This is a genomic window from Salmonella sp. SG203 (assembly GCF_013350575.1).
Lineage (GTDB): Bacteria > Pseudomonadota > Gammaproteobacteria > Enterobacterales > Enterobacteriaceae > Salmonella > Salmonella enterica.
Genome location: NZ_SNMT01000001.1, coordinates 292,065 through 316,946 on the forward strand (window position 1 = coordinate 292,065; position 24,882 = coordinate 316,946).

20 protein-coding genes and 2 pseudogenes are annotated in these 24,882 nt (G+C 47.3%); 9 read left to right on the plus strand and 13 right to left on the minus strand.

Going from position 1 to position 24,882, the window contains the following annotated elements; all coding sequences use genetic code 11:
* Genes cybH through HV477_RS01550 form a run of 3 tightly spaced genes read right to left on the minus strand, consistent with a single transcriptional unit; the run spans position 1 to position 3,603 of the window.
* Positions 1-744: a Ni/Fe-hydrogenase, b-type cytochrome subunit gene (gene cybH, locus HV477_RS01540; protein WP_079898828.1), complete on the minus strand. Its 744-nt coding sequence runs from the start codon at positions 742-744 to the stop codon at positions 1-3.
* The gene (locus HV477_RS01545; RefSeq protein WP_079898827.1) at positions 695-2,497 is read right to left on the minus strand and encodes a nickel-dependent hydrogenase large subunit; all 1,803 of its coding nucleotides are present in this window, start codon (positions 2,495-2,497) and stop codon (positions 695-697) included. The genes cybH and HV477_RS01545 overlap by 50 nt, the downstream gene beginning before the upstream one ends.
* A 2-nt stretch (positions 2,498-2,499) precedes the next feature.
* Positions 2,500-3,603, minus strand: a complete 1,104-nt coding sequence (locus HV477_RS01550) for a hydrogenase small subunit (protein ID WP_079898826.1) — start codon at positions 3,601-3,603, stop codon at positions 2,500-2,502.
* Positions 3,604-4,030: 427 nt separating this feature from the next.
* Between HV477_RS01550 and HV477_RS01555 the strand changes: the two genes are divergently transcribed.
* Positions 4,031-5,122 (plus strand): choloylglycine hydrolase family protein, encoded by a 1,092-nt coding sequence (locus tag HV477_RS01555; protein WP_079898825.1) that lies wholly within the window; start codon positions 4,031-4,033, stop codon positions 5,120-5,122.
* 45 nt (positions 5,123-5,167) lie between these two features.
* Complete coding sequence (locus HV477_RS01560) at positions 5,168-5,959, plus strand: FadR/GntR family transcriptional regulator (protein WP_001518759.1); 792 nt, start codon at positions 5,168-5,170, stop codon at positions 5,957-5,959.
* Between the two features lie 58 nt (positions 5,960-6,017).
* On the opposite strand, the gene HV477_RS01565 is transcribed toward HV477_RS01560, so the two are convergent.
* From HV477_RS01565 to HV477_RS01585, 5 genes are all read right to left on the minus strand, one after another.
* A complete protein-coding gene (locus HV477_RS01565; protein ID WP_175064917.1) occupies positions 6,018-7,043 on the minus strand; it encodes a zinc-binding alcohol dehydrogenase family protein in 1,026 nt (341 codons plus the stop codon).
* Positions 7,018-8,304 carry an MFS transporter gene (locus tag HV477_RS01570; protein WP_000824240.1) on the minus strand — a complete coding sequence of 429 codons (1,287 nt, stop codon included), beginning with the start codon at positions 8,302-8,304 and terminating at the stop codon, positions 7,018-7,020. Before HV477_RS01570 ends, HV477_RS01565 begins: the two co-directional genes overlap by 26 nt.
* Before the next feature lie 176 nt (positions 8,305-8,480).
* A complete protein-coding gene (locus HV477_RS01575) occupies positions 8,481-10,037 on the minus strand; it encodes a PhoPQ-activated pathogenicity-related family protein (protein ID WP_079898823.1) in 1,557 nt (518 codons plus the stop codon).
* Positions 10,038-10,106: 69 nt separating this feature from the next.
* A complete protein-coding gene (locus tag HV477_RS01580) occupies positions 10,107-11,348 on the minus strand; it encodes an MFS transporter (protein WP_079898822.1) in 1,242 nt (413 codons plus the stop codon).
* Entirely contained in the window at positions 11,338-12,846 is a 1,509-nt protein-coding gene (locus tag HV477_RS01585; protein ID WP_079898821.1) for an FAD-dependent oxidoreductase, read from the minus strand. Before HV477_RS01585 ends, HV477_RS01580 begins: the two co-directional genes overlap by 11 nt.
* 44 nt (positions 12,847-12,890) lie before the next feature.
* Here HV477_RS01585 and HV477_RS01590 point away from each other — a divergent pair, with 44 nt between their 5' ends.
* Together HV477_RS01590 and HV477_RS01595 are read left to right on the plus strand one after the other, a co-directional pair.
* Positions 12,891-13,379 (plus strand): MarR family winged helix-turn-helix transcriptional regulator, encoded by a 489-nt coding sequence (locus tag HV477_RS01590; protein ID WP_001293634.1) that lies wholly within the window; start codon positions 12,891-12,893, stop codon positions 13,377-13,379.
* A gap of 192 nt (positions 13,380-13,571) precedes the next feature.
* On the plus strand, positions 13,572-14,651 hold the full coding sequence (locus tag HV477_RS01595) for an S-adenosylmethionine:tRNA ribosyltransferase-isomerase (protein ID WP_020839353.1): 1,080 nt from the start codon (positions 13,572-13,574) through the stop codon (positions 14,649-14,651).
* A gap of 51 nt (positions 14,652-14,702) precedes the next feature.
* Here HV477_RS01595 and HV477_RS01600 read toward each other — a convergent pair.
* The 3 genes and pseudogenes from HV477_RS01600 to HV477_RS01610 all read right to left on the minus strand — a co-directional run.
* Positions 14,703-14,894, minus strand: a pseudogene (locus HV477_RS01600) (Rid family hydrolase); the annotation flags it as partial.
* 56 nt (positions 14,895-14,950) lie between these two features.
* Positions 14,951-15,235 (minus strand): type II toxin-antitoxin system RelE/ParE family toxin, encoded by a 285-nt coding sequence (locus tag HV477_RS01605; protein ID WP_000221343.1) that lies wholly within the window; start codon positions 15,233-15,235, stop codon positions 14,951-14,953.
* Positions 15,225-15,473: a type II toxin-antitoxin system Phd/YefM family antitoxin gene (locus tag HV477_RS01610; protein WP_000885424.1), complete on the minus strand. Its 249-nt coding sequence runs from the start codon at positions 15,471-15,473 to the stop codon at positions 15,225-15,227. The genes HV477_RS01605 and HV477_RS01610 overlap by 11 nt, the downstream gene beginning before the upstream one ends.
* A gap of 323 nt (positions 15,474-15,796) precedes the next feature.
* On the opposite strand from HV477_RS01610, the pseudogene HV477_RS28885 reads away from it, so the two are divergent.
* Both HV477_RS28885 and HV477_RS01615 read left to right on the plus strand, forming a co-directional pair.
* Positions 15,797-16,005 (plus strand): annotated as a pseudogene (locus HV477_RS28885) (STM2901 family protein); the annotation flags it as partial.
* Entirely contained in the window at positions 15,999-16,382 is a 384-nt protein-coding gene (locus tag HV477_RS01615; protein ID WP_079898820.1) for a DUF1493 family protein, read from the plus strand. The pseudogene HV477_RS28885 and the gene HV477_RS01615, both read left to right, overlap by 7 nt.
* Positions 16,383-17,100: 718 nt before the next feature.
* On the opposite strand, the gene HV477_RS01620 is transcribed toward HV477_RS01615, so the two are convergent.
* Entirely contained in the window at positions 17,101-18,567 is a 1,467-nt protein-coding gene (locus tag HV477_RS01620; protein WP_079898817.1) for a hypothetical protein, read from the minus strand.
* Between the two features lie 258 nt (positions 18,568-18,825).
* Between HV477_RS01620 and HV477_RS01625 the strand changes: the two genes are divergently transcribed.
* The 3 genes from HV477_RS01625 to HV477_RS01635 all read left to right on the plus strand — a co-directional run bounded on the left by HV477_RS01625 (position 18,826) and on the right by HV477_RS01635 (position 22,643).
* On the plus strand, positions 18,826-19,833 hold the full coding sequence (locus HV477_RS01625) for a LacI family DNA-binding transcriptional regulator (protein WP_000201080.1): 1,008 nt from the start codon (positions 18,826-18,828) through the stop codon (positions 19,831-19,833).
* A gap of 143 nt (positions 19,834-19,976) precedes the next feature.
* Positions 19,977-21,428: a Na+/H+ antiporter NhaC gene (gene nhaC / locus HV477_RS01630; RefSeq protein WP_001522538.1), complete on the plus strand. Its 1,452-nt coding sequence runs from the start codon at positions 19,977-19,979 to the stop codon at positions 21,426-21,428.
* A gap of 12 nt (positions 21,429-21,440) precedes the next feature.
* A complete protein-coding gene (locus tag HV477_RS01635; RefSeq protein ID WP_000347160.1) occupies positions 21,441-22,643 on the plus strand; it encodes a MalY/PatB family protein in 1,203 nt (400 codons plus the stop codon).
* A 113-nt stretch (positions 22,644-22,756) separates the two neighbouring features.
* Here HV477_RS01635 and glgX read toward each other — a convergent pair whose 3' ends face one another.
* A complete protein-coding gene (gene glgX, locus HV477_RS01640; RefSeq protein WP_045900204.1) occupies positions 22,757-24,832 on the minus strand; it encodes a glycogen debranching protein GlgX in 2,076 nt (691 codons plus the stop codon).
* Between the last annotated feature and the right edge of the window lie 50 nt (positions 24,833-24,882).

Below are 24,882 nucleotides of genomic sequence, written 5' to 3' on the forward strand. Positions count from 1 at the left end.
TCACCTGAACCAGCGCCAGCCGCTTATCATGACGGAAATCACGCTTTGTCGGCTCATAATGTCTTCGCGGATAGCGGTATAAACATGCGCAATGACGAAGGCGATAATGAACCACATGCCCAGCCGGTGCCAGAAATGTAGCGCGAGGCTATCGTTGCCAGTCAGGCGAATCATCCAGCCAAACCATTGATACGCCCAACTGTCTGTTCCAAGCCCTTCACCATAGAGCGCAAAGCCGCTACACACCATCAGTACGGACATCCAGAAATAGAACATTACCGCCAGTCCCGCTACCGGATTATGTCCATAGTAACGATGGGCCTCTTTTTCGAGGAAAAAATACCAGCGGATTTCGCTGATAACGCCTTTGCGCCAGGCGCGGCGCCAGAACGGAACCAGAAACATCTCCCTGGCGTACTCATTGCCGACACATGCCCAGTAAATACGAAACAGCAGCGCGACAGTAAAAATATACGCCGTGGTAAAATGGATCAGTCGTATCCAGCCCATCCAAAACATAAAGGTCGCTTCACCTTGAATCGATGGCAGGGGGCGGCCAATGAAATATCCTGTAACAGCCAGGACGACAATGGATAACGCCGTGATCCAGTGCCATAAACGGACCGGCGCTTCATAGATATAGTACCCCTGGCTGGTTATTTCTTTGAGATGCATTGAGACCTCCGAATCGTCGTCATTGTACCTGAACCCTGACCAGCTCCCCTCCATGATTATCAATAACATGGGTGGAGCAGGCCAGGCAGGGATCGAAGCTGTGCAGAGTACGTAAAATCTCCAATGGTTGATCGGGAACGGCGAGTTTAGTCCCCATTAACGCCGCTTCGTACGCGCCAATTTGACCTTTATCGTCACGCGGCCCGGCATTCCAGGTTGTCGGTACCACACACTGATAGCTGTCGATTTTCTGATTTTCAATTTTTATCCAGTGCCCCAGCGCGCCACGCGGCGCCTCGCTGAAACCAACGCCTTTTGCCGATGTAGGCCAGGTATCGGGTTCCCAGAGCGTGACGTTTGCCGTCGCCGTATCGCCGGACTTGAGGTTACGCATCAGACGATCGAAGAAATATTGCAGCGTATTGCCTGCCCATACGGATTCCAGCGCACGCGCGGCAGTACGTCCTAATGTAGAAAAGAGCGCTTCTTTAGGCAGCTTTAATACACTCAGCAGTTGATCCACGGGCTCTTTAAATTCCGGTTTATTTTGATGATATCCAATCAGATAACGCGCCAGCGGACCTACCTCCATCGCATGTCCCTTCCAGCGCGGCGATTTAATCCATGAATATTTAGCGGACTCATCCACCTGTTCGATAAAAGTTTTTGTGCCTTTATAGTGTTCGCCCATGACCAGTTGCGGTTCGGTCAGACCATCCCAGGGATGCAGGCCCTTATCGTTATTGCCGTTACCATAGGTATACCAGGAGTGAGTGACAAACTCCTGAATCTCATCGGGGGCGGTTAAATCGACAGGATGAATTTCGTCGAAACGACCGTTAATGATAGCCCCACGCGGAAGCAGAAGATTACTGGCGGAATAATCGTTAGGGTTATCCGGAAACTCGCCATAAGCCAGCAGGTTCATGCTCGATAACCCGCCGCCGATTTTTGCCCAGTCTTTGTAATAACTGGCAATCAGCAAGACGTCCGGAAGATAAACCTGTTCGCAGAACTGGCGAGCTTTTTGGATGATGGAACTGACAAGGTTCAGGCGTTCCATATTCACTGCGCCGACCGCGCCCGTTTCGTCAAGGTTGATGGCGCAAGGAACGCCGCCCACCAGCCAGTTAGGATGCGGGTTTTTACCACCGAAAACGGTGTGAATTTTTACGATCTCTTTTTGAAAATCGAGCGCTTCAAGATAGTGGGCGACCGCCAGCAAATTGGCTTCCGGCGGAAGTTTCATAGCCGGATGTCCCCAGTAGCCATTACGGAAAGGGCCAAGTTGACCGGACTCGATAAACCGCTTCAGTCGATTTTGCAAATCGCGGAAATATCCCGGCGAGGATAGCGGCCATGCGGAAAGGCTTTGCGCGATGGCGGAGGTCTGATGCGGGTCGGCTTTCAGGGCGGCAACCACATCAACCCAGTCCAGCGCGTGCAGATGATAAAAATGCACCAGGTGATCGTGAACGTGTAGCGTAGCCTGCATCATATTACGGATACAGTTTGCGTTGTCCGGAATCGCGATTCCCAGCGCATTTTCTACGGCACGGATTGAGGTCAGAGCGTGTGTACCGGTGCAGACGCCGCAAATGCGTTCAACAAATGCCCAGGCGTCTCGCGGATCGCGACCTTTCAGGATAACCTCAAGGCCGCGCCACATGGTGCCGGTCGACACGGCGTTAGTAATAACATTATTACTGTCGATATTCACTTCGCAACGCATATGCCCTTCGATGCGAGTAACCGGATCGACCACAATTCGCCGTCCGCTATTGTCCAGCGTAAAACCCTGAGTCTGATAAGGATATGCCATAATTATTTTTTCTCTTCCGGAGCGTTTTCTGATGACGTGTTGTTTTTATTGCGGGCATGTTTTATGGCGCTCACCGTGGCGTGAGCGATGGCGGCAGCGCCCGCGACGCCGGCAACGCCCAGTCCGATTTTATCGGCGGTAGCCTCAATGCCGGTTTGCGGAATGCCCGTTGCCCGGCTGTAAAAAGAACCGTAATCCCAGAATCCATCTTCCGAGCATCCGAGGCATCCATGACCCGACTGGATAGGAAAAGACACGCCATCATTCCAGCGAACGGTTGAACAGGCGTTATAGGTGGTCGGGCCTTTACAGCCCATCTTGTACAGGCAATACCCTTTTCTGGCGCCTTCGTCATCCCACGCTTCCACAAACTGACCGGCATCGAAATGCGCGCGTCGGTAACATTTGTCATGAATTCGCTGGCCATAAAACATTTTTGGTCGTCCAAGACGATCAAGGGGAGGGATGCGATCAAATGCCAGCATATAGGTGATAACGGCGGACATCACTTCAGGTATAGGCGGGCAGCCTGGCACTTTAATAATGGGTTTATCGGTAATTAACTTGTGAACCGGCGTGGCTTTAGTTGGGTTGGGACGGGCTGCCTGCACGCAGCCCCATGATGCGCAGGACCCCCAGGCGATAATCGCTTTAGCATCCGCGCTGACGCGTTTTAACTTTTCCAGGAACGGCTCGCCAGCCAGTATGCAAAACATTCCATTTTCATTCAGCGGCGCGTTACCTTCCACGGCAACGATATAATTTCCTTTGTACTCACGCATCACATCCGCCAACGCCTGCTCGGCTTGTTGCCCTGCGGCGGCCATAATGGTGTCGTCATAATCCAGGGAAATGAGCGACAAAATGGCATCTTTTGCCAACGGGTGCGCAGAGCGAATGAAAGATTCGGTACAGCAGGTACATTCAAGACCATGCAGCCATATCACTGGCGTACGCGGTTTATTCTCCAGGGCATAAGCTATCTGAGGAATCATCGAACTGCTCAGGCCTAAAGACGTTGCGGTAAGGCTGCAAAACTTGAGGAAGCTACGCCTTGTCACGCCGTGTCTACGCATAACTTGATAAAATGTATCTTGTGTTTGCATAACGTTTATCCCAAACCACTATAGTTAGTGTGGGCATCATATGTTGCATTTCTTGTCTTTCTCAACGTGTTTTAGTAGCAATTATGTTTCTAATTCGTAACAACTGATTACATGTGTGCTACTCACATTACTCAAAAACATAAATTAATTTAATGTTATTGGTGATGTGGAGTAAATATAGCGTTGTGAAGATATCTCTTAATGTTGATAAGAAACCGTGTTTTTTATTTATAACATGATGGGATTTTTTTAAATGGTCACACGGATAACGCGTTTCATGTTAGTTCGCTGTGTTTAACTCTCCTTTAAACCCGTCAGTTAAATTTATTAGCTTGTAAAATAAGATCACAATTAATTACGTGCTGCATAACCATTGATAGGTTTAATTTAATATATTCATCCAATCCATTTTACAAACAAGGAGAGCATGATGAAAAAAAGTAAAGCAATGTTATTTATCGCTCCGGCGCTGTTTTCATACGCCCTGGCTGCACAGGCCTGCACAACCCTTGCTATTCAGGATAAACAAGGCGATATTTTTCATGGGCGTACGCTGGAGTATATGCAGGATTTACCCTCGTGGTTAACGTATTATCCGGCGGGAACACAGTTTGATAAAAAAACGCCGGATGGCAGTCAGGGAGTAAGCTATCAGGCGAAATATCCGATACTGGCCATTACTTCCACCATTACTGATGGCGATAGCAGAGACATACTTGAAGGCATGAATAGCGCGGGATTGTCATTTAGTGAAAACATGATCATGAATGCGCAGTTGCCGCCATTGCCCGCGAGTGAATATAAACAGGCAATTCCTGTCACCTCGTTGGGAGAATGGGCGCTGGCCCGTTTTGCTACTGTCGGCGAGGTAAAACAGGCAATAAAAGAGGGCAAATTCTGGTCACCGGAACTGCATCGGTTTGGCGATCTGAAATCGCCATTTCATTACGCGTTTTACGACAAGAAAGGAGGGAGCATTGTCGTTGAAGTGGAAAATGGCAAATTCCATGTCTATGACAATCCCACTCGCGTGATGACAAATGGTCCCGCATTCCCCTGGCATCTGACAAATCTGAATAATTATACGCAATTAACCAATGTGGACCGCTCTTCAGGCACACTGGGCGGGATAAAAGTGATGCAGCCTGATAGCGGGATTGCTATTGCAGACTTGCCATCGTCCGATACGTCGGTTTCCCGTTTTATACGCGGCGTTTATTACACCACATATGCGCCGCAAGCGACATCCGCCCACGACGCAATGAATACGCTTGCACATATTATGAGCCGTTTCGATCGTCCGAAAAATATTACGGTTGATTATATGGGGAGTGAAGGGGAAGGCAACGCCACCCGCAAACCGGTCTCAGAATATACGGTCTGGACAACGCTGTCTGACTTAACGCACGGTGAGATGATGGTGCGCGGCTACAATGATATCAACTATAAAACCTGGTCTCTTTCTCAGTTTAAGAACGCGACAGCGCCCGTGTTCGAGAGAATCAACGTCAAAGGATAAATCGCTCGTCTCGGTTTAGTTTCCCCGGTAGGCTCGGCGAAGGTAATAGAGACTACCGGCGGTTGCTTCTCTTTATCATGCACGGTAATTAATTATCACGATCACCAGCGCCAGGATGGTATGCTAAATCCATTCAAAATCCCCTGGATATGGATTGGAGGGCGCATGGTTATACCTGAGGTCAGGCAGGAGAGGCTCTATCAGAAGATAGCCAACCTCATCATTAAGCTGATCAATGATAATATTTTTCCCCCGGGAACTTTTTTACCGCCAGAACGCGAACTGGCAAAACAGCTTGGCGTGAGCCGCGCCTCCTTGCGAGAAGCCCTTATTGTACTGGAGATCTCGGGATGGATCGTGATTCAGTCCGGTAATGGGGTTATCGTTTCAGATAAAAAACACCTTGCCAGCGACTATACCATCGAAGAAATTCTCTCTACTCGCGAGCTGGTTGATAGCCATTGTGCGCGCTTAGCCGCACAAAACGATAACGTTGACGTCATCAACCAAATAGAGGCGATTTATCATCGTATGGATCAAGCCATTAACGATAATAACGTCCACGGCTTTTACTCGCTGGATAAAGAGTTTCACCTTGCGATCTCTGAGGCTAGCCGTAACCGGGTGTTGTTCGATATGTCCCGTATGTTATGGGAACAACGGATTAATATCCCTTATGCCGGGCTTGATGAGCAGTCTGGAGACAGAAATGTTTTACTTAATCTCAACAAACAACACAAAGCGATAGTGGATGCGATGCGCCAGTCTGATGCTGACAGCGCCTATGAAGGATCTCTGGAACATTTACGCTATGTGAGAAAGATTGTCGGCGGCTAAGTTTGTCGGTAAATAACACCGCATGGCGGATATGCCATGCGGTAGAACTCGCCGTAAATCAATGGAAAACAGCTTTAATCTTTAAGTAGCGCTCCGGATAGCGATCAAGTTCTTTAACTGCATCAGGGATCTCATCAAGATTGACGACCTTACTGACAACATCTTGCGGATTAATCTCCAGCGTTGACAGCATGCGTAATGCCTCATCAAATTCACCGGCACTGGTGCGGGAGCCGCGTAAATCCAGTTCTTTGTAGGTGATCAGGTTCGTCGGCAGCGACGTTTCCTGTTTTGGCCATCCGGTAAACGAAATACGACCAGCAAACGATGCTAAATCAAGCGTATTTCGAATAGCGCTATTTGCGCCGGAGGCTTCTATCACGACCTGCGCCATGGTGCCGTGGGTGATATTTTTAATAGCGTCGATAACCTGATCGTCAGCGGCGTTCAGTACATAAGGAACGCCAAGCTTTTGCGCATAGCGTAACCTTTCTTCCACAATATCGATCAGAATAGGCGTTGCCTTGTAATGTCGCGCGCTTAATGCCGCCATAAGACCAATGGCCCCCGCGCCGATGATGGCAACATATTCCCCGGCCTTAACGTTTGCCCGGTGCAGCGCGTGCAGAGCGATGGTCAGCGGTTCTGCCAGCGGCGCCATTTCAGAAGGCACATTATCTGGTATTTTATGAATTAAATGTGCGGGATGAGTAACCACCTCCTGCATTGCGCCATCGACATGCACGCCAATGACGTTTAAATTTTCACAACAGTTAGTTCTGCCGACATAGCAAGGGTAGCAGTGACCACAATAAATATAAGGGTCAACAATCACGCGGTCGCCTTTTTTAATATTGTCTGGCATTCCGGCGCCTTCCTGAAGAACAATTCCGGTCACTTCATGCCCAATAATTCTTGGGTAAGTAACCAGTGGGTTCGTTCCACGAAAAGCCCCGATATCCGATCCGCAAATGCCTGCAGCATCAACCTTAATTAATACTTCATTTTCTTTCTTATGGGGATAATCCACCCAGCGGGTTTCAACTTCACCAGGCTTATTAATGAACACAGCTTTGACTTTCATTGGCTTTGAATCCTTTACTTTTTACAAACACGAAGACCAACAGGCTTGAAACGATAGCGATAGCACCAGCCAGATAGAACGCATAGTCATATTTACCGCTAAATTGAACGATAAAACCGGTGACAAGCGGACCGATAATGCCGGATATATTAGCCAGGCCATGCATGGCTCCGCCGACGCTCCCTACCTTATCTTTATGAACAACATCCTGAATAACCGCCCAATAAATTGGGCCCGTTAAATAGAGCAGGAAGAGTGAAACTGACATGAGCGTAATTGCGCTACCAATAGTGCTAACGGTACCGGAAACGGCAACACATACCGCCGCGCCTGCCAGACATACGCCCAGAATAAGTCGACGTGAGAGCAGAGCATTACCGGTAATCCGATAAATTACATCAGAACAGACGCCGCCGAGCACCATACCAATGGCGCCGATGACCCAGGGAATTACCGTAGCGATACTAATTTCTTTAATATCGAGATGTAACGAATGGTTCAGGTAACTTGGGAACCAGGTCAGGAAGAAAAAAAGAATATAGTTGTAGCTGAAAAAAGCCAGAGTTGTCGCCCATACCATTGGTTGTTTCATGTAATAGCCGAGTGAAGGCGTAGCCCGGCCATCATCAGATAAAATAACGTCCTCATGATTTTCAAAATCAATGCGTTCTTCCGGCGCCAGGCGTTTACTCATTGTTGGCTTATCGCTAACGATAAAGTACCACAGTAATACCCAGACCAGGCCAAATAAGAAAATAATGCCAAATGCGGGGCGCCAGCCTAAGGATAACGCCAACAGGCCCACAATCGGCCCGGACACCGCGCCGCCGAGCGGGGAACCGGCGCTAAAAATTCCGATCGCCGTGGCAGACTCCTTTCGGGAAATCCAGTTATTGATGATTTTATTTCCGGCAGCGCTGACCGGTCCTTCAGCCATACCGAAAAGAACGCGCACGATAAGCATTGTCCACAATCCGGTGACCAAACCAGTTAAGCCACAAAATACAGACCATAGTAACGCTGCGATGAGAAAAACGGTTTTTGGCCCAACTTTATCGCTGGCCCAGCCACCAATAAAATTAAACAGGGCGTATCCGATAAAAAATGCGCTGAAGATCATTCCCATCTCCGCGGCGTTAAATCCTAACTCCTTTTCGATCAAGGGGGCAGTTATCGACAATGCTGAACGATCCATATAGTTGAGCATGTAAACTATAAATAGAAGAAAAACGATAAGCCATCCCATTGTTTTTCTTTTCATGATTAATCCTCTTATTGTGGTCTAGCGGCCTGACCACAATATTTTAAGGTTATTTTCAAATCACCTCTCTTGTGGTTAGAACGTGATCAATATAACAAAAATTTATCGCAGAGGATTTTTATCCATCGCAAGCGTGATGGATAAAATTATTTAAAATCAGACAATTACTTGAAAATTCAATCGGGGCTATCGTTTTCCCCTAATCCACGCCCCGGTAACGTTTGACATGCGGCGTTAACGGAAGGTGGTGCTGTCTGTGGGTATTTTTCATCGGGCGTAATATAAACCTGACTCGTGGCGACATAGCCATCATTAAAAGTGGCTTCGATATAGGTAGCTTCCCAACCTGTCTTCGGTTCATTTAACGTAATACTGATCTTATTGTTGGCGGGAATATCTATTGTAAGCGGCTGATAGCGGATGCCACAGGCATAACGGAAATCACGCGCATTTGGATTGTTGGCTGTCCAGCGAACGACTTTTACCGGCGCTTCTGAGAAATAGACCGTAAGAAGATGGTGGTGAATAAGGCCGATCAACTGTGGTAATGTTTTTTTACTTTGAAACCTATTAATAAATGGAACGAGGCTTTCTTCAGCGAACTGGTTAATTGAGTAGTGGTTCATATTAGGCACTATACGTAATGATTTTACGCCAGGAAGTTTGCTATAATAAAAGCGAGTGTTGTCTGGTACGAAAAAATCATCGCCACTTGCATTAATAATATATTTCGGTATTGCAAGGCGGGGTTGATAAATAGTATTGAGATATCTTAACGGATCTATTATTTGCCTTAGTTGGGTAAATGTGGGGGATTTTATTTTCTCATCTATGCCTTGCTGGTAGTAGGGGTAGAATGTAATGGGCCAATTTCCACCGTATGATTGATAAATATGCTCAAGTGAAGCATCAATATCAAGTAGATCAATGGCGAAGGGAACAATTGCTTCAACATCAGGATCGGCGATAGCTGACAACCAGGTGGTCCACCCACGCTTTGAAATACCTGTAATGATAAAGGAATTTATATTCCATTGCGTTAACTCCTTTTTTGCTAATCTCATCGCTTGCGATAGGGCAGTGACCATAGGAATATTTAAAGGCATTAACTTACGTTGCTCCGGCGCTTCCATAAATAATGCCCAGCTTCGGGAAACGCTTTCGTCCTCTTTCAGTGGTTTTTTATCATCCTGAAAGGTTAAATATTGGTTAGGTATATCACTCACTGATATTACGATGGTATTCGTATCACGGGAGATGCTTGCCAGTGTTTCCTGGGGGAAATCACCAGGTTTACCAGTGATTTGTACGCCTTTTTCATAATTAATTCCGTTGTTTACAACCACCAAAGCATGGTGCTCTTTTGCCGTTTCAGGGATATAAATATCAACGTTATGTCGCCATTGCGCAGGGGTTACCATGTCATCTGGCGACCAGTGTTGCGATAATAATTCATAGTGTCTGACTACCACCTGTGCTAATGGAGCTATATTAATCAAGGTATATTTTAGCGGTGTGCCTGAAATCTGCTCCCGGTAGTCGGGGAGAACATGAGACAAATCACACTCCGGGCTGTTTCGACAAAAGAAGATGTTGTTATGAAGTAGTGTATAAACTTTTGTAGAAATAAAAAACAGTACGATAACAACGAGATATATTTTTTTCATGCTTTCCCCGCGCGTTACAAGGGCAAATGCCAACCAGCATAATTTCCATAAATACCTCTTAAACATTCAATATAAGTACAATACTTTTGATAAATAAGGGAAGAAGGGAACAATAAAGTTTGTGACGTTGTCACATTATTCTGTTTCTGGTTTCACTATTAGCACTGAACTTTTTGAAAGGTAAATCATTGCCGTCACCAGACCAATAATGGCGACAGAGATAGCTATACCGATCCAGACGCCATACAGAGCATAACCCAGGACAAATCCGCCCAATACGGGGGATATAAAATCAGCGATTGCGATTAATGCCTGCGCCGTTCCGATGACGATACCTTGTCGGGCAGGCGATACATGGACGGACAAGGCGGCAAGATAAGTGGGTTTGGCTAGCGCATCAGCGATGCTAATACAAACGATAGCAAAAATAAGCACTGGTATGGTCGTGGCGATACCCGCAGTGAGAAATCCAGTACAAAGAAGGGCGAAGATGAGGATAATTAGCTTTCGCTCCGAAAAATATTGGCTCACCCAACCTAACAGAAATAGCTGAACGAAAATATTAATAACCCCGTCCGCCATTAACAGGTAGCTTAACGCTTTTGGCCCAAAGGGAAGCCCATTCCAGATGAAGGTGTCAGAAAGAAAAACAGGTAATTGTGAAGAGTACATGCCATAGGCGAAGAAATGACAAAGCATTACGATGATTAAGACGCGAAGGACTGGCATCTTTAAAATAGCGCGGGCAGAGAACACCGCTATTTTATCTGTGGGACGTGATGTTGTGGAAGGGTCTTTTAACCCCCAAATCGCGACCAGGGCAGACCCAAGGACAAGTATAAAGGCGGCGTAGATCGGCGCACTCAGACTGATACGCGATAACCACCCGGAAACGCCTGCACCGACAATACCGCCTAAGCCAATGCAGCCTGTGAGGATACCGATTGCCTGGCGCCGATTTCTGACGTGCGTACAATCGGCAATATAGGCTGCGGCGGCTGACAAATTCCCGGCGCTAATGCCAAAAAGCGTGCGGGCGAGCAGGATAAACAGGATACATTGCGCGTTGGCGAGTAATAGTAAACTTATCGCCGCAATAGCCAGCGTGACAATCAGTATTCGCTTGCGGCCAACGCGATCGGAAAGGTGGCCAATCAGGGGCGCTGCACAAAATTGGCTAAAAGCTTCAGTGGCGATGATGATTCCAATGATAAGCGGCGAACCGCCCATCTCGCGGATATAAAAAGGCAGTACCGACATTACAGCCGCTGTACTGGCGGCATAAAGGCCGACAAGCAGGAAAACAGGCAAAATACGCCGCTTGTTGAGCGGGGTGATAGTTTCGCTGTCGGTGTTCTCATAGACATTAGTATTCATCTTTAATCCCTATGGCAAAACGAGAGAGATAATTTTCAATATCGTTGCTCTGTTTGCCGTGAAAGAATGCGCCGACATAGCCATCGGGTCGGATCAGCACGCATTGACCCGGCGCCAGATGATAGGACTCCCGGAAGTGCCCCAGGGTATCGATGAGCTCGTCCCGCTCGCCAATGTGATGAATACGCAGTCCTCGCCGCGCATCGATAACCTTACCGTGGGTTTCGTAGGCCAACAGATTCCAGTCCGGCCCCTGGAGTAACTGAAATAATCGTAATGATTGGCCGCCGGCGCCCAAAAGAGGAGTATCCGGAGCTCTTTCTCCCGCTTGTAACCCATGCTGACGTTCGAGCAACGTGTGGGCTAAGGGGGAGTCGGTATACTGGATGTCAAGTTGTTGAACATTGCGTTCTCGTTTGATGCCCCCCTGTTTTTGAGAGTCAAGTAATCGGGTAGAAAGGTGGAGCAGTGATTCGGCTACCGGGCGGCGTTCCTGTTCATAGCTATCGAGAAGTTCTTCTCCTGCGCCCCGCAGCGAGGCTGCCATTTTCCATCCCAGGTTATAGGCATCCTGGATGCTGGTATTTAACCCTTGCCCACCCGTCGGCGGATGCACATGAGCGGCATCACCGGCTAAAAATACCTTACCCACACGGTAATGTTCCGCTATGCGCGCATTCATCTGGTACTTCGATACCCAGGGAATCGAATGGATGCGAACATCCGTCCGCCCGATTCGTTCAGTAAGAAAAGCCGTGAGCGCGTCGGCTGAGAAATTCTGCGAGTCGTCCGGGGCCAACAACGCCTGGATTTGAAAGAGCTGCGTGCCGGCGAGAGGGCAAATCGTTATCATCCGCGTCATATCGCCATCGTTAAAATGGTGCCATACATCCCGGTTCAGACCGGAAAGTGAAGCGTCAGCCACAAGCGCATGGATTCCCAACGTACGACCGGGGAAGCTGACGCCTAATTTTTTTCTGACAAAGCTTCCGCCGCCATCCGCACCTATCAAATAATGCGCGATGATGACCTCTTCTCCAGCCGGCCCGGCAACATACGCGGTGACTGTGCGTGGAGTTTGCGCAAAATGTCGTAACTCGCAGCCGAACTCCACCCGATGTCCCCATGCTTTTAATTGCTCCCGCATAATCGTTTCTGTCACGTTCTGTGGAACCATCAATGGCAGATGGTAGGGTTCGGCGTGGGTCGGTTTTGTATTATGCGCAATATCTGAATCTACGTAGCTTCCGTCATGACGGTAGGTTCGTAATCGGGGATAGAGCCCGCCGGCGGCGACCACTTTATTGAGTATCCCAATATCCTCGAAGATTTCTTGCGTTCGCGGCTGAATACCTTTACCGCGGGAACCGGTAAAAGGCGTCGTTCTTTTCTCAATCAGGCGAAATGAGACCCCGTGACGCGCCAGTTCGATGGCTAAAGTAAGCCCGGTAACGCCAGCGCCGCAGATCAGTACATCTGTAGTGGTGTATGTTGTCATCGTCTCTCCAATATGTGTATTATGCACATAAGAGGAGACATGCTATGTCAGAAAATAAAAATGTGCAAGATACACATATTTCCGAGCAAATGAAGGCGCTTCACGGTGCGTTGATTCGCGTGGTGAGCGCGCTCAACCGGCCTCGTAATGATGAGAAATTAATTGCAGAGGCGGGGATTCAACTCGATCGTGCACTATTTTCGATCCTTATTAGTATCGAACGTTTAGGGCCGATTGGCGTTGTTGAGTTAGCCGAACGTGCCGGTCGTGATTATACGACGGTAAGCCGACAGGTCGCCAAACTGGAGAAGCTGGGGTTGATAATACGGCAGCATAATGCCATCGATCGTCGTATACGCGAGGCCGTTATCTCCCGTACAGGAAAGGCGATGACGGAGCGTATAGACGCCGCTCGAGAGCAAATGGGCAAAGTTGTTTTTAAAGACTGGCCTCAGGATGAACTTGATGTCTTTGTTCGGCTAATGCAAAAGTTTGCCGATGCAATGGATAGCGATGCTTCAATGCCGGAATAAGCAAAAGAAAAGGGCGGTCAAATCCGATCGTCCAGGCTAATATCGGTATCTGACATTGATTAAATAGCCAGCAAAGTAAATATAACAACAACATTTATCGAGTTAATTTTCACCCTTTGAAAGGCCAACGTATACTGCAGAATACGGCTATATAACAATCGCCGTATCAATGGTTTTTCAAAGGGTAAATATATGCTTACCGAAAAATATGATTTTCGCATTACCGATCAGATGACTATCCCACTCAGACCTCATTGGATAGCCAATGATTCATACAGGGAAAAGTGTAAAATGCTTGTCCTCAACCGGAGTAAAGGGGAAATTCATAAGGTAGACTTTAGTAAATTAACAGATTATATCAAAGAAGGTGATGTAATCTGTTTTAACGACAGTACTATAATAAACCATATGTTTATCTGTAAAACAAGACAGAATAGGTTAATTAAAATTGTTTTAGAGGGATTTTTACCAAATAATAGAGTAATTATTTCCGGACTTTTAAAAGAAAGGCTTAACGCGAATGATGTTTTCTATTTGGTTGATAACCCTGAAATTTCCATTAAGATAGAGCAAAGGTTTAGCGAGGAGAGCCAGTACCGGGCCGTCGTGGAAAATCATGAGGCCTTAATTTGCTATTTAGCCAGTCATGGTGAGCGTCTTGATGAGTATGTGGATTCCAGCCTATTTTATAAATATCCAGATGCTTACCGTTCCGTTTTTTCTAAAAAGTATGGTTCTTTGGAAATACCTTCTGCCGGCATTCATTTTACCTGGGATCTTATCCAAAAAATCAAAGATAAAGGTGGGTTAATATCCTTCATCACTTTACATGTTGCATCAACAGAAATGTTGTCCAACAGAAAAATACAAACAAAATGTGTAGAGGAAGTGACTATCAACGAAGAATACTACGAGGTTCCGCAAGCAACAGCGGATATCATTAATACTGCGAAGCAAAATGGCGGACGTATTTTTGCCGTAGGAACTACCGTTACACGATGCCTGGAGTCCGCGTATTCGAGGGAACACAATTGCCTCAAAGCAAGTTCTGGCTGGACTGCGCTTTATATACATCCAGGCTATCAACTGAAAGTGGTTGACTGCCTGCTAACGAACTTACATCAGCCAAAAACGACGCATATGGTGTTAACTGGTCAGTTTGCTGGGGTTGATCTACTCATTAAGGCCTATACCTCAGAACATATCCAGTCATGTCAGTTCGATATGTTTGGTGATTGCATGTTAATCATACAGGATGAAGGGCAGGGATGAATAAAATAAAACCGGTACATATAATGCTACCGGTTTTACCGAGAATAAGCATCAGGGGATTCGGGCAATAACCTTTATTTCGAAATCAAAGCCGGCCAGCCAGGTAACGCCAACAGCGGTTCAGTTAGGATAAGGGGGAAGGGCAAATATCTCCTGTTTCACCGCCATAACGTCGTTAAGTTGTTGCTCTGGATCGGTATGGAATGTGGTGACATCCACTATGTCATCGAATGTGCACATAAAAGAACTGAGCCTGTTTGTCGTATCGCTTGACGGGAAAGAGAGCATTTCCTGAGTGATTAGCTTCTGTGCCGTGTCATTTTGTAGACGGCATCATTTTCACGCTTTCCAACACCAATGACAGTTACCGTGATAATTTCATCTTCGACGCTGTACACCAGTCTGTATCCTGCACCACGCAGCTTAATTTTGTACTGATCCTTTCTTCCATGTAATTGCGAAGCAGGAACCCGAGGGTTTTCGAGTCGTTCCCGTAGCTTTTTTTTAAACTGTTCCTGTATGGTATGACCCAGTTTTTTCCACTCTTTTAGTGCAGATTCGTTAAATGCTAGCTTATAAGTCATCAATGTTGACCTCAATGACGCGTTCATTCGCACGCTCATCGATAATACGACCGAGTTCTTCATCCTCAAGAATATCCATAAGATGAGCATAAAGTGCCGGAGGCACACAGTAGAAAGCCGGTTCATTACGGTTAAGAATGGCAACTGGAGCGCCATCTCCGGCATTGAAAGTTCCCATTGGGTCACGTTTCAGTTCTGTAATGCTTGCTGCAGTAGTCGTTAAAATTTGAAATGCCATAATTTACCTCCTGGTTGATGACTGAATATAGCACCTTTAATAGTACTAATAAAAGCATCCTTCCCGAAAGAGATTCAGCTCCAGCCCAGTCAGGGATGCGGGCTGCTGACGGTTTTTTCAAGGCTAAGTTCAGATGTCCAGAACCTAACTGCTTGTATCGATTACCAGGAACGTTAACAGCGTGCGCACCAGCTTGCCATTGTCTAATTCAAGCGCACGACGAACAAATGTGTTATAACAATCCTATAAAGTGGTTGCATATGCCAATACATAAAGTTAATTTAATCAGTAAATTAGAGTATGGATACAGTTGAAGAGCTTAATTTCCTTGGGGAATGCAGTTGCCATCTGTGATAGGTGGATACCCGCCACAACGTTAAAAATAAAAATGGTTGCGAAAATTAGCGCGTTTACCGGTCGTGCTATACCTGTTGTCGGATGGATTATTCTGGCCTCTGACGTGTCGCAGATTGCATATCGTACAGTCAGGGATTACAACCGTATTGCCAGAGGAAGCGATAAAATATGGTAAGTGATACTCTTGAACAGCGGATTTATGAACTGGTAAGAAGCCATGATGGAATTTACCTCTTTAAGAAAAAAGAACTGACACCGTCAACAGATTTGGATTCAGATCTACGGCTGGAAGATGATGAAGCACTGGCATTGATGGATGATTTTTTTACGACATTTAATGTAGATAGAGGGAATTTCTCGATCACAACATACTATCCGCCAGAACCACCGCTAAAGCATTTGCTTAATCCGTTTCGCAAAAACGATATTCCTCAGGTGCCGGATTTCACGATAGGTATGCTCATTGAGTCTGCAAGGGCTGGTCGCTGGTTGTATGAGACTGATTCACGCTGGGGGGCTGCTTTTCGCCTTCCGCTATTATGGTGCGCATAATGTATATTATGTTAAATTCACCAGAACATTTAAAAGACATGTTAAAGCGGCTGGATTCGTGTATGTCAAAAAACTTCTGGCCCATAAGTTTGATCCCTTCCCTGCCGTGACGCTGCGCGAATTCTGTTGATTTGCACCCGCTTATCCTGCACACGATTTCACGCAGCACACGCCACGCAGGCATAAAAAAACCGGCCACTGTGACCGGTTCGTCGCGCAGGTTTTTGGCTCAGTGGGTTTTACCTTGGTCCGCTGCTTTTTCTGACTGATGTTCTGCAGCTCTGACAACGGCTATAAACGCTTTGATACCCGGATCCACATCCGGCGACAACATGCGCATTGTTGATTTGGCATTCCTGCCGAACCTCGTCAAAAATCGCAGGATAACCGAACGTGACTTTAATCAGCGTGCGCAGCATCCCTTTGGCCACTTCCATTTCACCCGCCATAATTCGCCGGCGTCCAGATCGTTATGATACTGACAATACACTGGAAAATCTGACGGTCAAAGCAGCAACCGGGGAAAAACAGTGGCCAGTTAGCACAGCGTTTGCATGAACTGGTGGATAGTTCGGGGAATCAGCGGAAGACCCCCTATTCTCAACCATCTCCTCATAGGCTTTCCTGAACAATGTGATTGTTTGAGTAACTTTACGACAATTGCTTCAAAAACTATCAAATGCCAGACTTCCGCTACCAGACGGTATACACAGTATTACTATTTCTTTTTATATGCCCCATACAAAAGCGATACGGGTGTTTTTTCTAATATCTGGATTTCATTTTTATGTGCTTTATGTTCACTAAAAATATCTGCCAGACTTTTACCTCCAAAGGCCAGGCCAATTCCCGTTGCTGCTGCTGAAAGTAATGTCAATTGCGGCATGGCAAGTGAAGCTATACCTAACGTGGCTGTTCCTGCAAAAATTAATCCAGATGAGATCTTTTTTTTCTTTGAATTATTAATGGCTGATTCATGCGACTTTCCATACTCTTCGACCACATTGATTAAATGTTTTGAAAAATTATTTGCCGCATCTTGCATTTGATCTGGTGTTTTTCCTTGCAAGTCATGCCTTGAGATTCTTAGTTCATGCCTTAAGGATTCCAGTTGACCTCTTTCTCTAATCTTTTTTAATTCTAGATCGGAAAGCGCAGTAAGGAATTTTACTTCCGCGGCTGAAAGGCCCATTGTAATCGCTTGCTCTTCAGAAGAAAGAGGATTTAATTTACCATAATCCTTGACCAACTGCTCCGTAGTCCATTCATGTAAAAACATATGGTTACTATAAATAACCGGATCAATGCCTAATAGTGTTGCCGATAATTGAGTTGATCGTTGTGCATAAATTGCACCTTCAACCTTACCCAGTAAGGTTGCTATAGCTGACGGCAGATCGTAATCCAGAAGATCTACCTCTCTTGTTGTAAAACTCTTTAAATCTGTATCGTAAACCCAGACTTCTTTTTCGATGTTATTGAAATTATTAAGCAATGTTTTTAATAATTCTTTATTTGTTAGGATCTTCTGGAATGTTTCTTCATTTCTCCCAAAGTGCTCAAGAAACGCTAAATAAGTAGCGTATTCCATTTTTCTATCTTTAAAAAAGAGCTGGCTTAGAAAAGCGGCAGATTGTTCATGATTGCGTTCTTTATCAAAATCCAGTAATTCAGGAACGATTAGAAAAATTGGATAATCATCATCAATAGTCATAAACGGGATGGCGCGAAATAGATTAGAAACATGTTCAAGTAATACCAACCTGCGCATGCGGACATAACTATTATCTGGTGGCAATGACAAAAATGAATGCAGAGAGCTAAGAGAAGGAAAATGTAATGGATCAACCATTATGATGCTATCAAAATAAATCCCCAGAGATCTAAGGTGATTAGATATGTTATAACCAAAGCGTTGAATCGGAAGTAATAATCGATAACTTTTAGACGCCCGCACTTCTGTTATAAGCGCCGCGGCGTGAGTATCCCAAAATTTATTTAGCAACACGATTAGGTTTGTAAGTTGATTATCTAACTCGGGAGAGCTAATTAGCTCTTTCAGGATGAATCTACGTAATTCTTTTAGTTCTAAATTTCTGAATGCATATTTATATTTTTCAGAAAAAGCGTTTTCCATCAATAAAACATATTCATTCTGTATGCTTTTTGTAATACTACTCATCATCTATCTCCGGAACCACCACGCAACGATTTCCCAGTGTAGTGGTTCTTATCATGTGTATATTGTTAGTCATGTTATCGTAGAAAATTCAGTGGTCAATAACTCATTGAGGTAGCTACTAAAATTTGCAGTTACCAGGATTTAGGATGATTTTAAAAATGTTTATAAATTCAGGCTGCGCCGCAGTGATTGCACTGATTTCCACGTAACATGATAATCAATGGCTTTGATACCCTTTAAACGAACAAATATGAGCTTAACATGGCGACAATAAAGGATGTTGCATCCATGGCCGGTGTATCAACCGCGACTGTATCACGCGTCATTAACCAGACCGCGTGGGTTGAACCCGTCACGCGCGAACGTGTAGAGAAAGCCATGCGCGATCTCAATTATCGCCGGAATGCCGCCGCTATCGCGCTGGCGAAACGCAGCGGCGATATGCTCGGATTGTTAACCGGCAATCTGGCTGATCCTTTTTTTGCCCGCCTTGCTCGCGGCGTAGAAGATGTTTCTCGTAAGCAGCAGTATCGCTTGATGGTATGTAGCGGCGGCCACGACGAAGAAATGGAAAAAGCGGGACTGGATTTTCTGGTTAATCAAGGCTGTGAGGCTATTGTTGTACACGCCAGCCGATTACCGGATAAAGAGCTGCTGCGCTACGCAGCCCACTTTCCAGCGCTGGTTGTTGTTAATCGTTATATCGCCGGTATGGCCAACCGGTGTATCTGGCTGGAAAATCGCAGCGCCGCCAGGGAAGCGACCCGATATCTCCTGGCGAACGGGCATCGGCGCATTGCCTGTGTGACATCTGACTTGCCAATTATTGATCGTCAGGAACGCCTTGATGGTTACCGTGAGGCGCTGGAAGAATATGGTATTTCTCCAGACCCTCGCTGGGTGATTAGCGTTCCGTTTAACGAAGAAGGCGGCGAGCGGGCCGCGCATCAACTTATTAATAGCGGGCTTCCCCTTACGGCAGCGGTCACGTTTAACGATGTGATGGCCGCTGGCATTATGCGTATTCTTCATCAACGCGGCGTTCAGCTTCCGCAACAGCTCTCTATTGTCGGCTTTGATGATGTGGTGCTGGCCCGGTATCTTTATCCGGCGTTAACAACAATGCATTATCCGGTCGAACAAATGGCGCGTTGTGCCGCGCAACTGGCGATACAGTTATACCAGGGCATTACGCCGCCGCCCAGCAGCAATCATTTCAATGCCGAACTGGTGATCCGCGATTCTGTCGCGCCCTATTTTTCACGATGAATGCGTCGTCAACAGTAAAAACTGTGATGACTATCAAATTAACCCTTCTCATGTAATCGGTTACATGGACGAAAGTAATGGATCACAGTAGTGAGAAGCGTATCCCCCTACCCTTGAGCTACCTTACTGACCGGAGCTCCATTATGAGTGCATCACAAAACAAGAAGAAAACGCTGTCATTGGGTTTAGCGCTAATCCCAGTCATCTCCATGTTGTTATTGTTGATTATCGGTTACGGCATCATGGGGCTACGTATCGAACCGCTCCTTCTGTGCTCTGCGGCGGTAGCGGCAGGCATTGCATGGTGGCAAGGATACTGTTGGGAAGACATCATCAACTCAGTGGTGGATAAACTGGCTAAGGCAATGCCGGTTATCATGATCCTGATCTGCGTGGGTGGTTTGATTGGCACCTGGATGTTTAGTGGCACCATTCCCTACATGGTGTACTGGGGGCTAAAACTCATAAGCCCGGAATATATTTTGATTGCAGCCTTCTTTTTAACCAGCGTGGTCTCCGTCTGTACCGGTACATCGTGGGGGTCCGCCGGGACGGTTGGCGTTGCGTTAATGGGGGTTGCCGCCGGGCTGGACGTGTCTCTTGCAGCAGCAGCTGGCGCCGTCGTTTCTGGCGCTTATTTCGGCGACAAAATCTCACCGTTGTCCGACTCGACTAACTTTGCCGCGATTGTCGCAGACACTACTCTGTTTGAGCATATTCAGCATTTACTTTGGACGACCCTGCCAAGTTTCCTGCTTGCCGCCGTGGTTTATCTTATCGCCGGACACAGTAATATGCTGGGCGAGGTGGCCACGCCGCAGCGCGTTACGGACATCATCCACTCGCTGGAGTCGCTATACCATTTTAATATTGTTCTTATTTTGCCGCCGATGATCGTACTGTGGGGCGCAATTCGCAAGAAGCCTGTCATCCCATTAATGTTAAGCGCCTGCGTACTTGCCTTATTCCTTGGCGTCATCATGCAGGGACTGAGCATCAAACAGGGACTGGACGCTTTCATTGATGGATTTGATATCGCCATGTTCCCACAAGGCGCAGAAGGTGTCGTGGCCGATGTTCCACGCCTGCTAAACCGGGGCGGAATGTTCTCGATGATGGGAACGATACTGTTAGTTTTCTGCGCTTTTTCATTTGCCGGAGCGCTAACGTTAACCGGCGCGTTAACGATCATCATTAACCGACTGCTGACCATTATTCATAGCGTTGGTCAACTCATTGCCGCCACTATCGGCACCACAATTTTGGTCACAGGAGCGACCAGCGACGGTAAACTGGCATTGTTAGTTCCCGCCGAACTGTTTAAAGATGCCTATCGTCGTATGGGGCTGGATACTAAAAACCTTTCACGGACGATAGAAGATGCCGGTACCGTTATCGAACCTCTCCTGCCGTGGACCTCGGCTGGCGTCTACATGGCAACCACGCTGGGCGTTAGCACGCTTGATCTTCTGCCCTGGGCTATCCAATGCTATGCGGCAATCTTCTTCGCATTAATTTATGGTTTTAGCGGAATTGGTATTGCCAGAACTGCCTCCGCCTCAGAAAAGTCGCCGCAATCGTCAGTGACGGAATAATAAGGAAACAAGATGGATTTTAACCAGATTATCAATCGCAACAATACTGGTTCGGTAAAGTGGGATTTTATTGAGCGTCACTTTGGCGATGGCGCAGGGAAACTGCTGCCGATGTGGGTTTCTGATTTCGATTTTGCCTGCCCGCCTGAGGTTCAGGCGGCATTGCATCAGCGAATCGAGCATGGCGTATTTGGCTATAGTGAACGTGATGAGGCCTATTTTAACGCCCTGCTTCACTGGTTTTCGTCACGCCACCAGCTCACGTTAAAACAGGAATGGGTATGCAGCGTGGAAGGCGTCGTACCAGGGTTGGCGCTCTTAGTGCAAATGTTGACGCATCCAGGCGACGGCGTAGTGGTACAGGGACCATACTATGGCTCCTTCGCCAAAATAATCACGCTTAATGGTAGAAAACTGCTGGAGAATCCCCTTAGCGAGTCGCCGGATGAAGGCTACCAGATGGATTTTTGTCAACTGGAAAGGCTGTTTCGCCATGAGCGCCCTCCGCTAATGATTTTGTGTAATCCACATAATCCAACCGGGCGTTGCTGGTCGGCCAACGAGCTGGAGCAACTGCTTTTATTATGTGAAGCTTATGATGTCACTCTCATCTCGGATGAAATATGGGCCGATCTATTGCTGCCCGGCGAAACCTTTACCTCGGTACTGCATTTAGGGGAGCGCTGGCATAAACGGGTCATCTCCGCCACTGCGGCCAGCAAAACGTTTGGCTTATCGTCGTTGCGAATTTCTAATTTTCTCATTCCCGATCCTACGCTTCGCCAGCGATTCCTGTCTCGTCTGGACGCTCATGGGCTGGACGTCTTTAACGCCCTCTCCGTTCAGGCGGCGACTACCGCATGGAATGAAAGCAGACAGTGGCTGGATTCGCTACTGGATTACCTGGCGGAAAACCGCCGCTGGTTTGTTGAACAGGCGACAGAGCACCTTCCCTGGGCAAGAATTGTCCCGGCGCAGGGAACCTATTTATTATGGATGGATTGTAAAAAACTGGGACTGGATGACGAACAGCTAAAATGGGTAATGGCGGATGTCGCGGGTATTGCTCCTTCAATGGGCAGCGGCTTTGGCCCGGCGGGCAGCGGATTTATCCGTTTAAATCTGGGATGTCCACGTACCTACCTTGAAATGGCAATAGACGGCCTGAAGCGAATATCGGTGAAGACAATCAAAGGAATACCAACAGGCGGATGAATTTTTCGGGCGGTAAACTGACAACGGTGTTATTTCTGCGACATGATATCGCCTGAGCGCCAGTAAAAAAACCGGCCATCAAGGCCGGTTGGGTCCGGAGCGCAGTTTTACTATCAGGGGCGTCTGAATAATACGATGCTGCGCCCGGCCAGATCGAAATCCATTTCTTCGGTAATCCGCATTCCCTGCTGCGCGTTATCGGCAGTCGTCAGTTCAAGTACCCAGCCGCCTTCTCCCCACATCGGAATACGGAACGGTACGCTGCCTTCAAACGGATTGAAAAGCAGTAAGGCGTCATGCCAGATCCCCGCTTCTGGCTGAAGATCGGGTCGACTAATGCATACGCCTATCGTCGATCCCTCATCCCATTGTTCGGATTGCTGCGCCCCTCCGCCGGCGTTAAACCAGCGGATCTCCAGACCGTCACGCCAGCTCTCCCGGCGCAGCAACGGTTGCGTGGCGCGCAGTTGAATCAGATGACGGGTAAACTCCCGTAGCGCATTGGCGGTTTCCGGCAAATTATCCCAGTGGACCCACGATATTTCACTGTCCTGACAGTAGCCGTTATTATTGCCCATCTGACTGCGGCCAAACTCATCGCCCGCTAATAACATCGGCGTGCCGTGCGAGAAAAGCAAGGTGGTCAGGAAATTGCGTTTCTGTTGCTCGCGTATCGCATTGATGCCTTCGTCGTCGGTTGGCCCTTCTGCGCCATAATTACAGGAGCGGTTATCATTATGCCCATCATTATTATCTTCGCCATTGGCTTCATTATGCTTGTCGTTATAAGACACCAGATCGTTCAGCGTGAAGCCGTCATGGGCAGTAATAAAGTTAACGCTTGACCAGGGGCGACGGCCGCGCAAATCATAGAGATCGCCGGAACCCAGCAGGCGTGCGGCGAAATCATTTGTGACGTTGTCACCTTTCCAGTATTCGCGTACCGTATCGCGGTATTTATCATTCCATTCGCCCCATCCTGGTGGAAAACCGCCAACCTGATAGCCGCCCGGTCCGATATCCCAGGGTTCGCCAATCAGTTTCAGTTTTGCCAGCACCGGGTCTTGCGTTACCGCATCAAAAAAGCCGCCTCTCTGATCAAAGCCTTCCGGCTCACGACCAAGAATGGTGCCCAAATCAAAACGAAAGCCGTCGACATGCATTGACTCCGCCCAATAGCGAAGGGAATCCATCACCATTTGCAGTACCCGTGGATGAGAGGTATTGACGGTATTACCTGTCCCTGTATCGTTAATATAATAGCGATGCTGATCGGGCATGGTGCGATAGTAAGAGAAGTTATCGATACCTTTAAATGACAGCGTGGGGCCAAGTTCATTCCCTTCTGCCGTATGGTTATAGACCACATCCAGTATCACTTCGACGCCGGCATCATGGAAAGCGCGCACCATATCGCGGAATCCCTGAATACCTTTTGGACCATAGTAGCGCGTCGCCGGCGCAAAAAAGCCCAGCGAGTTATATCCCCAGAAATTTTTCAGTCCTTTATCGAGCAGATGCTGATCGTCCGGGAACCAGTGAACGGGTAAAAGCTCGACGGAGGTAATCCCCAGACTTTTAATGTAATCCACGCTGGCTTTATGCCCCATGCCTTCAAACGTACCGCGTAGAGGCTCAGGGATCGCGGAATTAAGCTGGGTAAAGCCTTTTACATGCGTTTCATAAATAATGGCGTTCGACCACGGTATGGAAGGCCGTTGTCTATCCTCCCAATTCGCCTCAGCCGGATCAATCACCCGGCATTTAGGCGTAAATGGCGCGCTATCCTGGTCATCAAAGGTCAAATCTTTATCGTCATGAAGTAATTGATACGCGAAATGCGCATCGTTCCACTGAATATCGCCCACCAGCTCACGGGCATAAGGGTCAATAAGCAGCTTGTTGGGGTTAAAACGATGACCATTTTCCGGGTCATAAGGACCGTAAACGCGGTACCCATACAGCGCGCCGGGCTGCAACTTCGGGACATAGCCGTGCCATATTTCGTCGGTATATTCCGGTAACTCCAGACGAGCGATTTCATGCTCCCCGCTCGGATCGTAAAGGCAAAGCTCGATGCGTTCCGCATGGGCGGAAAAAATAGCGAAATTCACGCCTTCGCCGTCATAATTCGCGCCAAGCGTATGGCTGTATCCTGATCTGATTTCAAAAGCCCTGTTTGTTGTCATTCTCTTTCTCCACCCACGGTAAACGTTGTCCTGTCACGGCACATCAACAC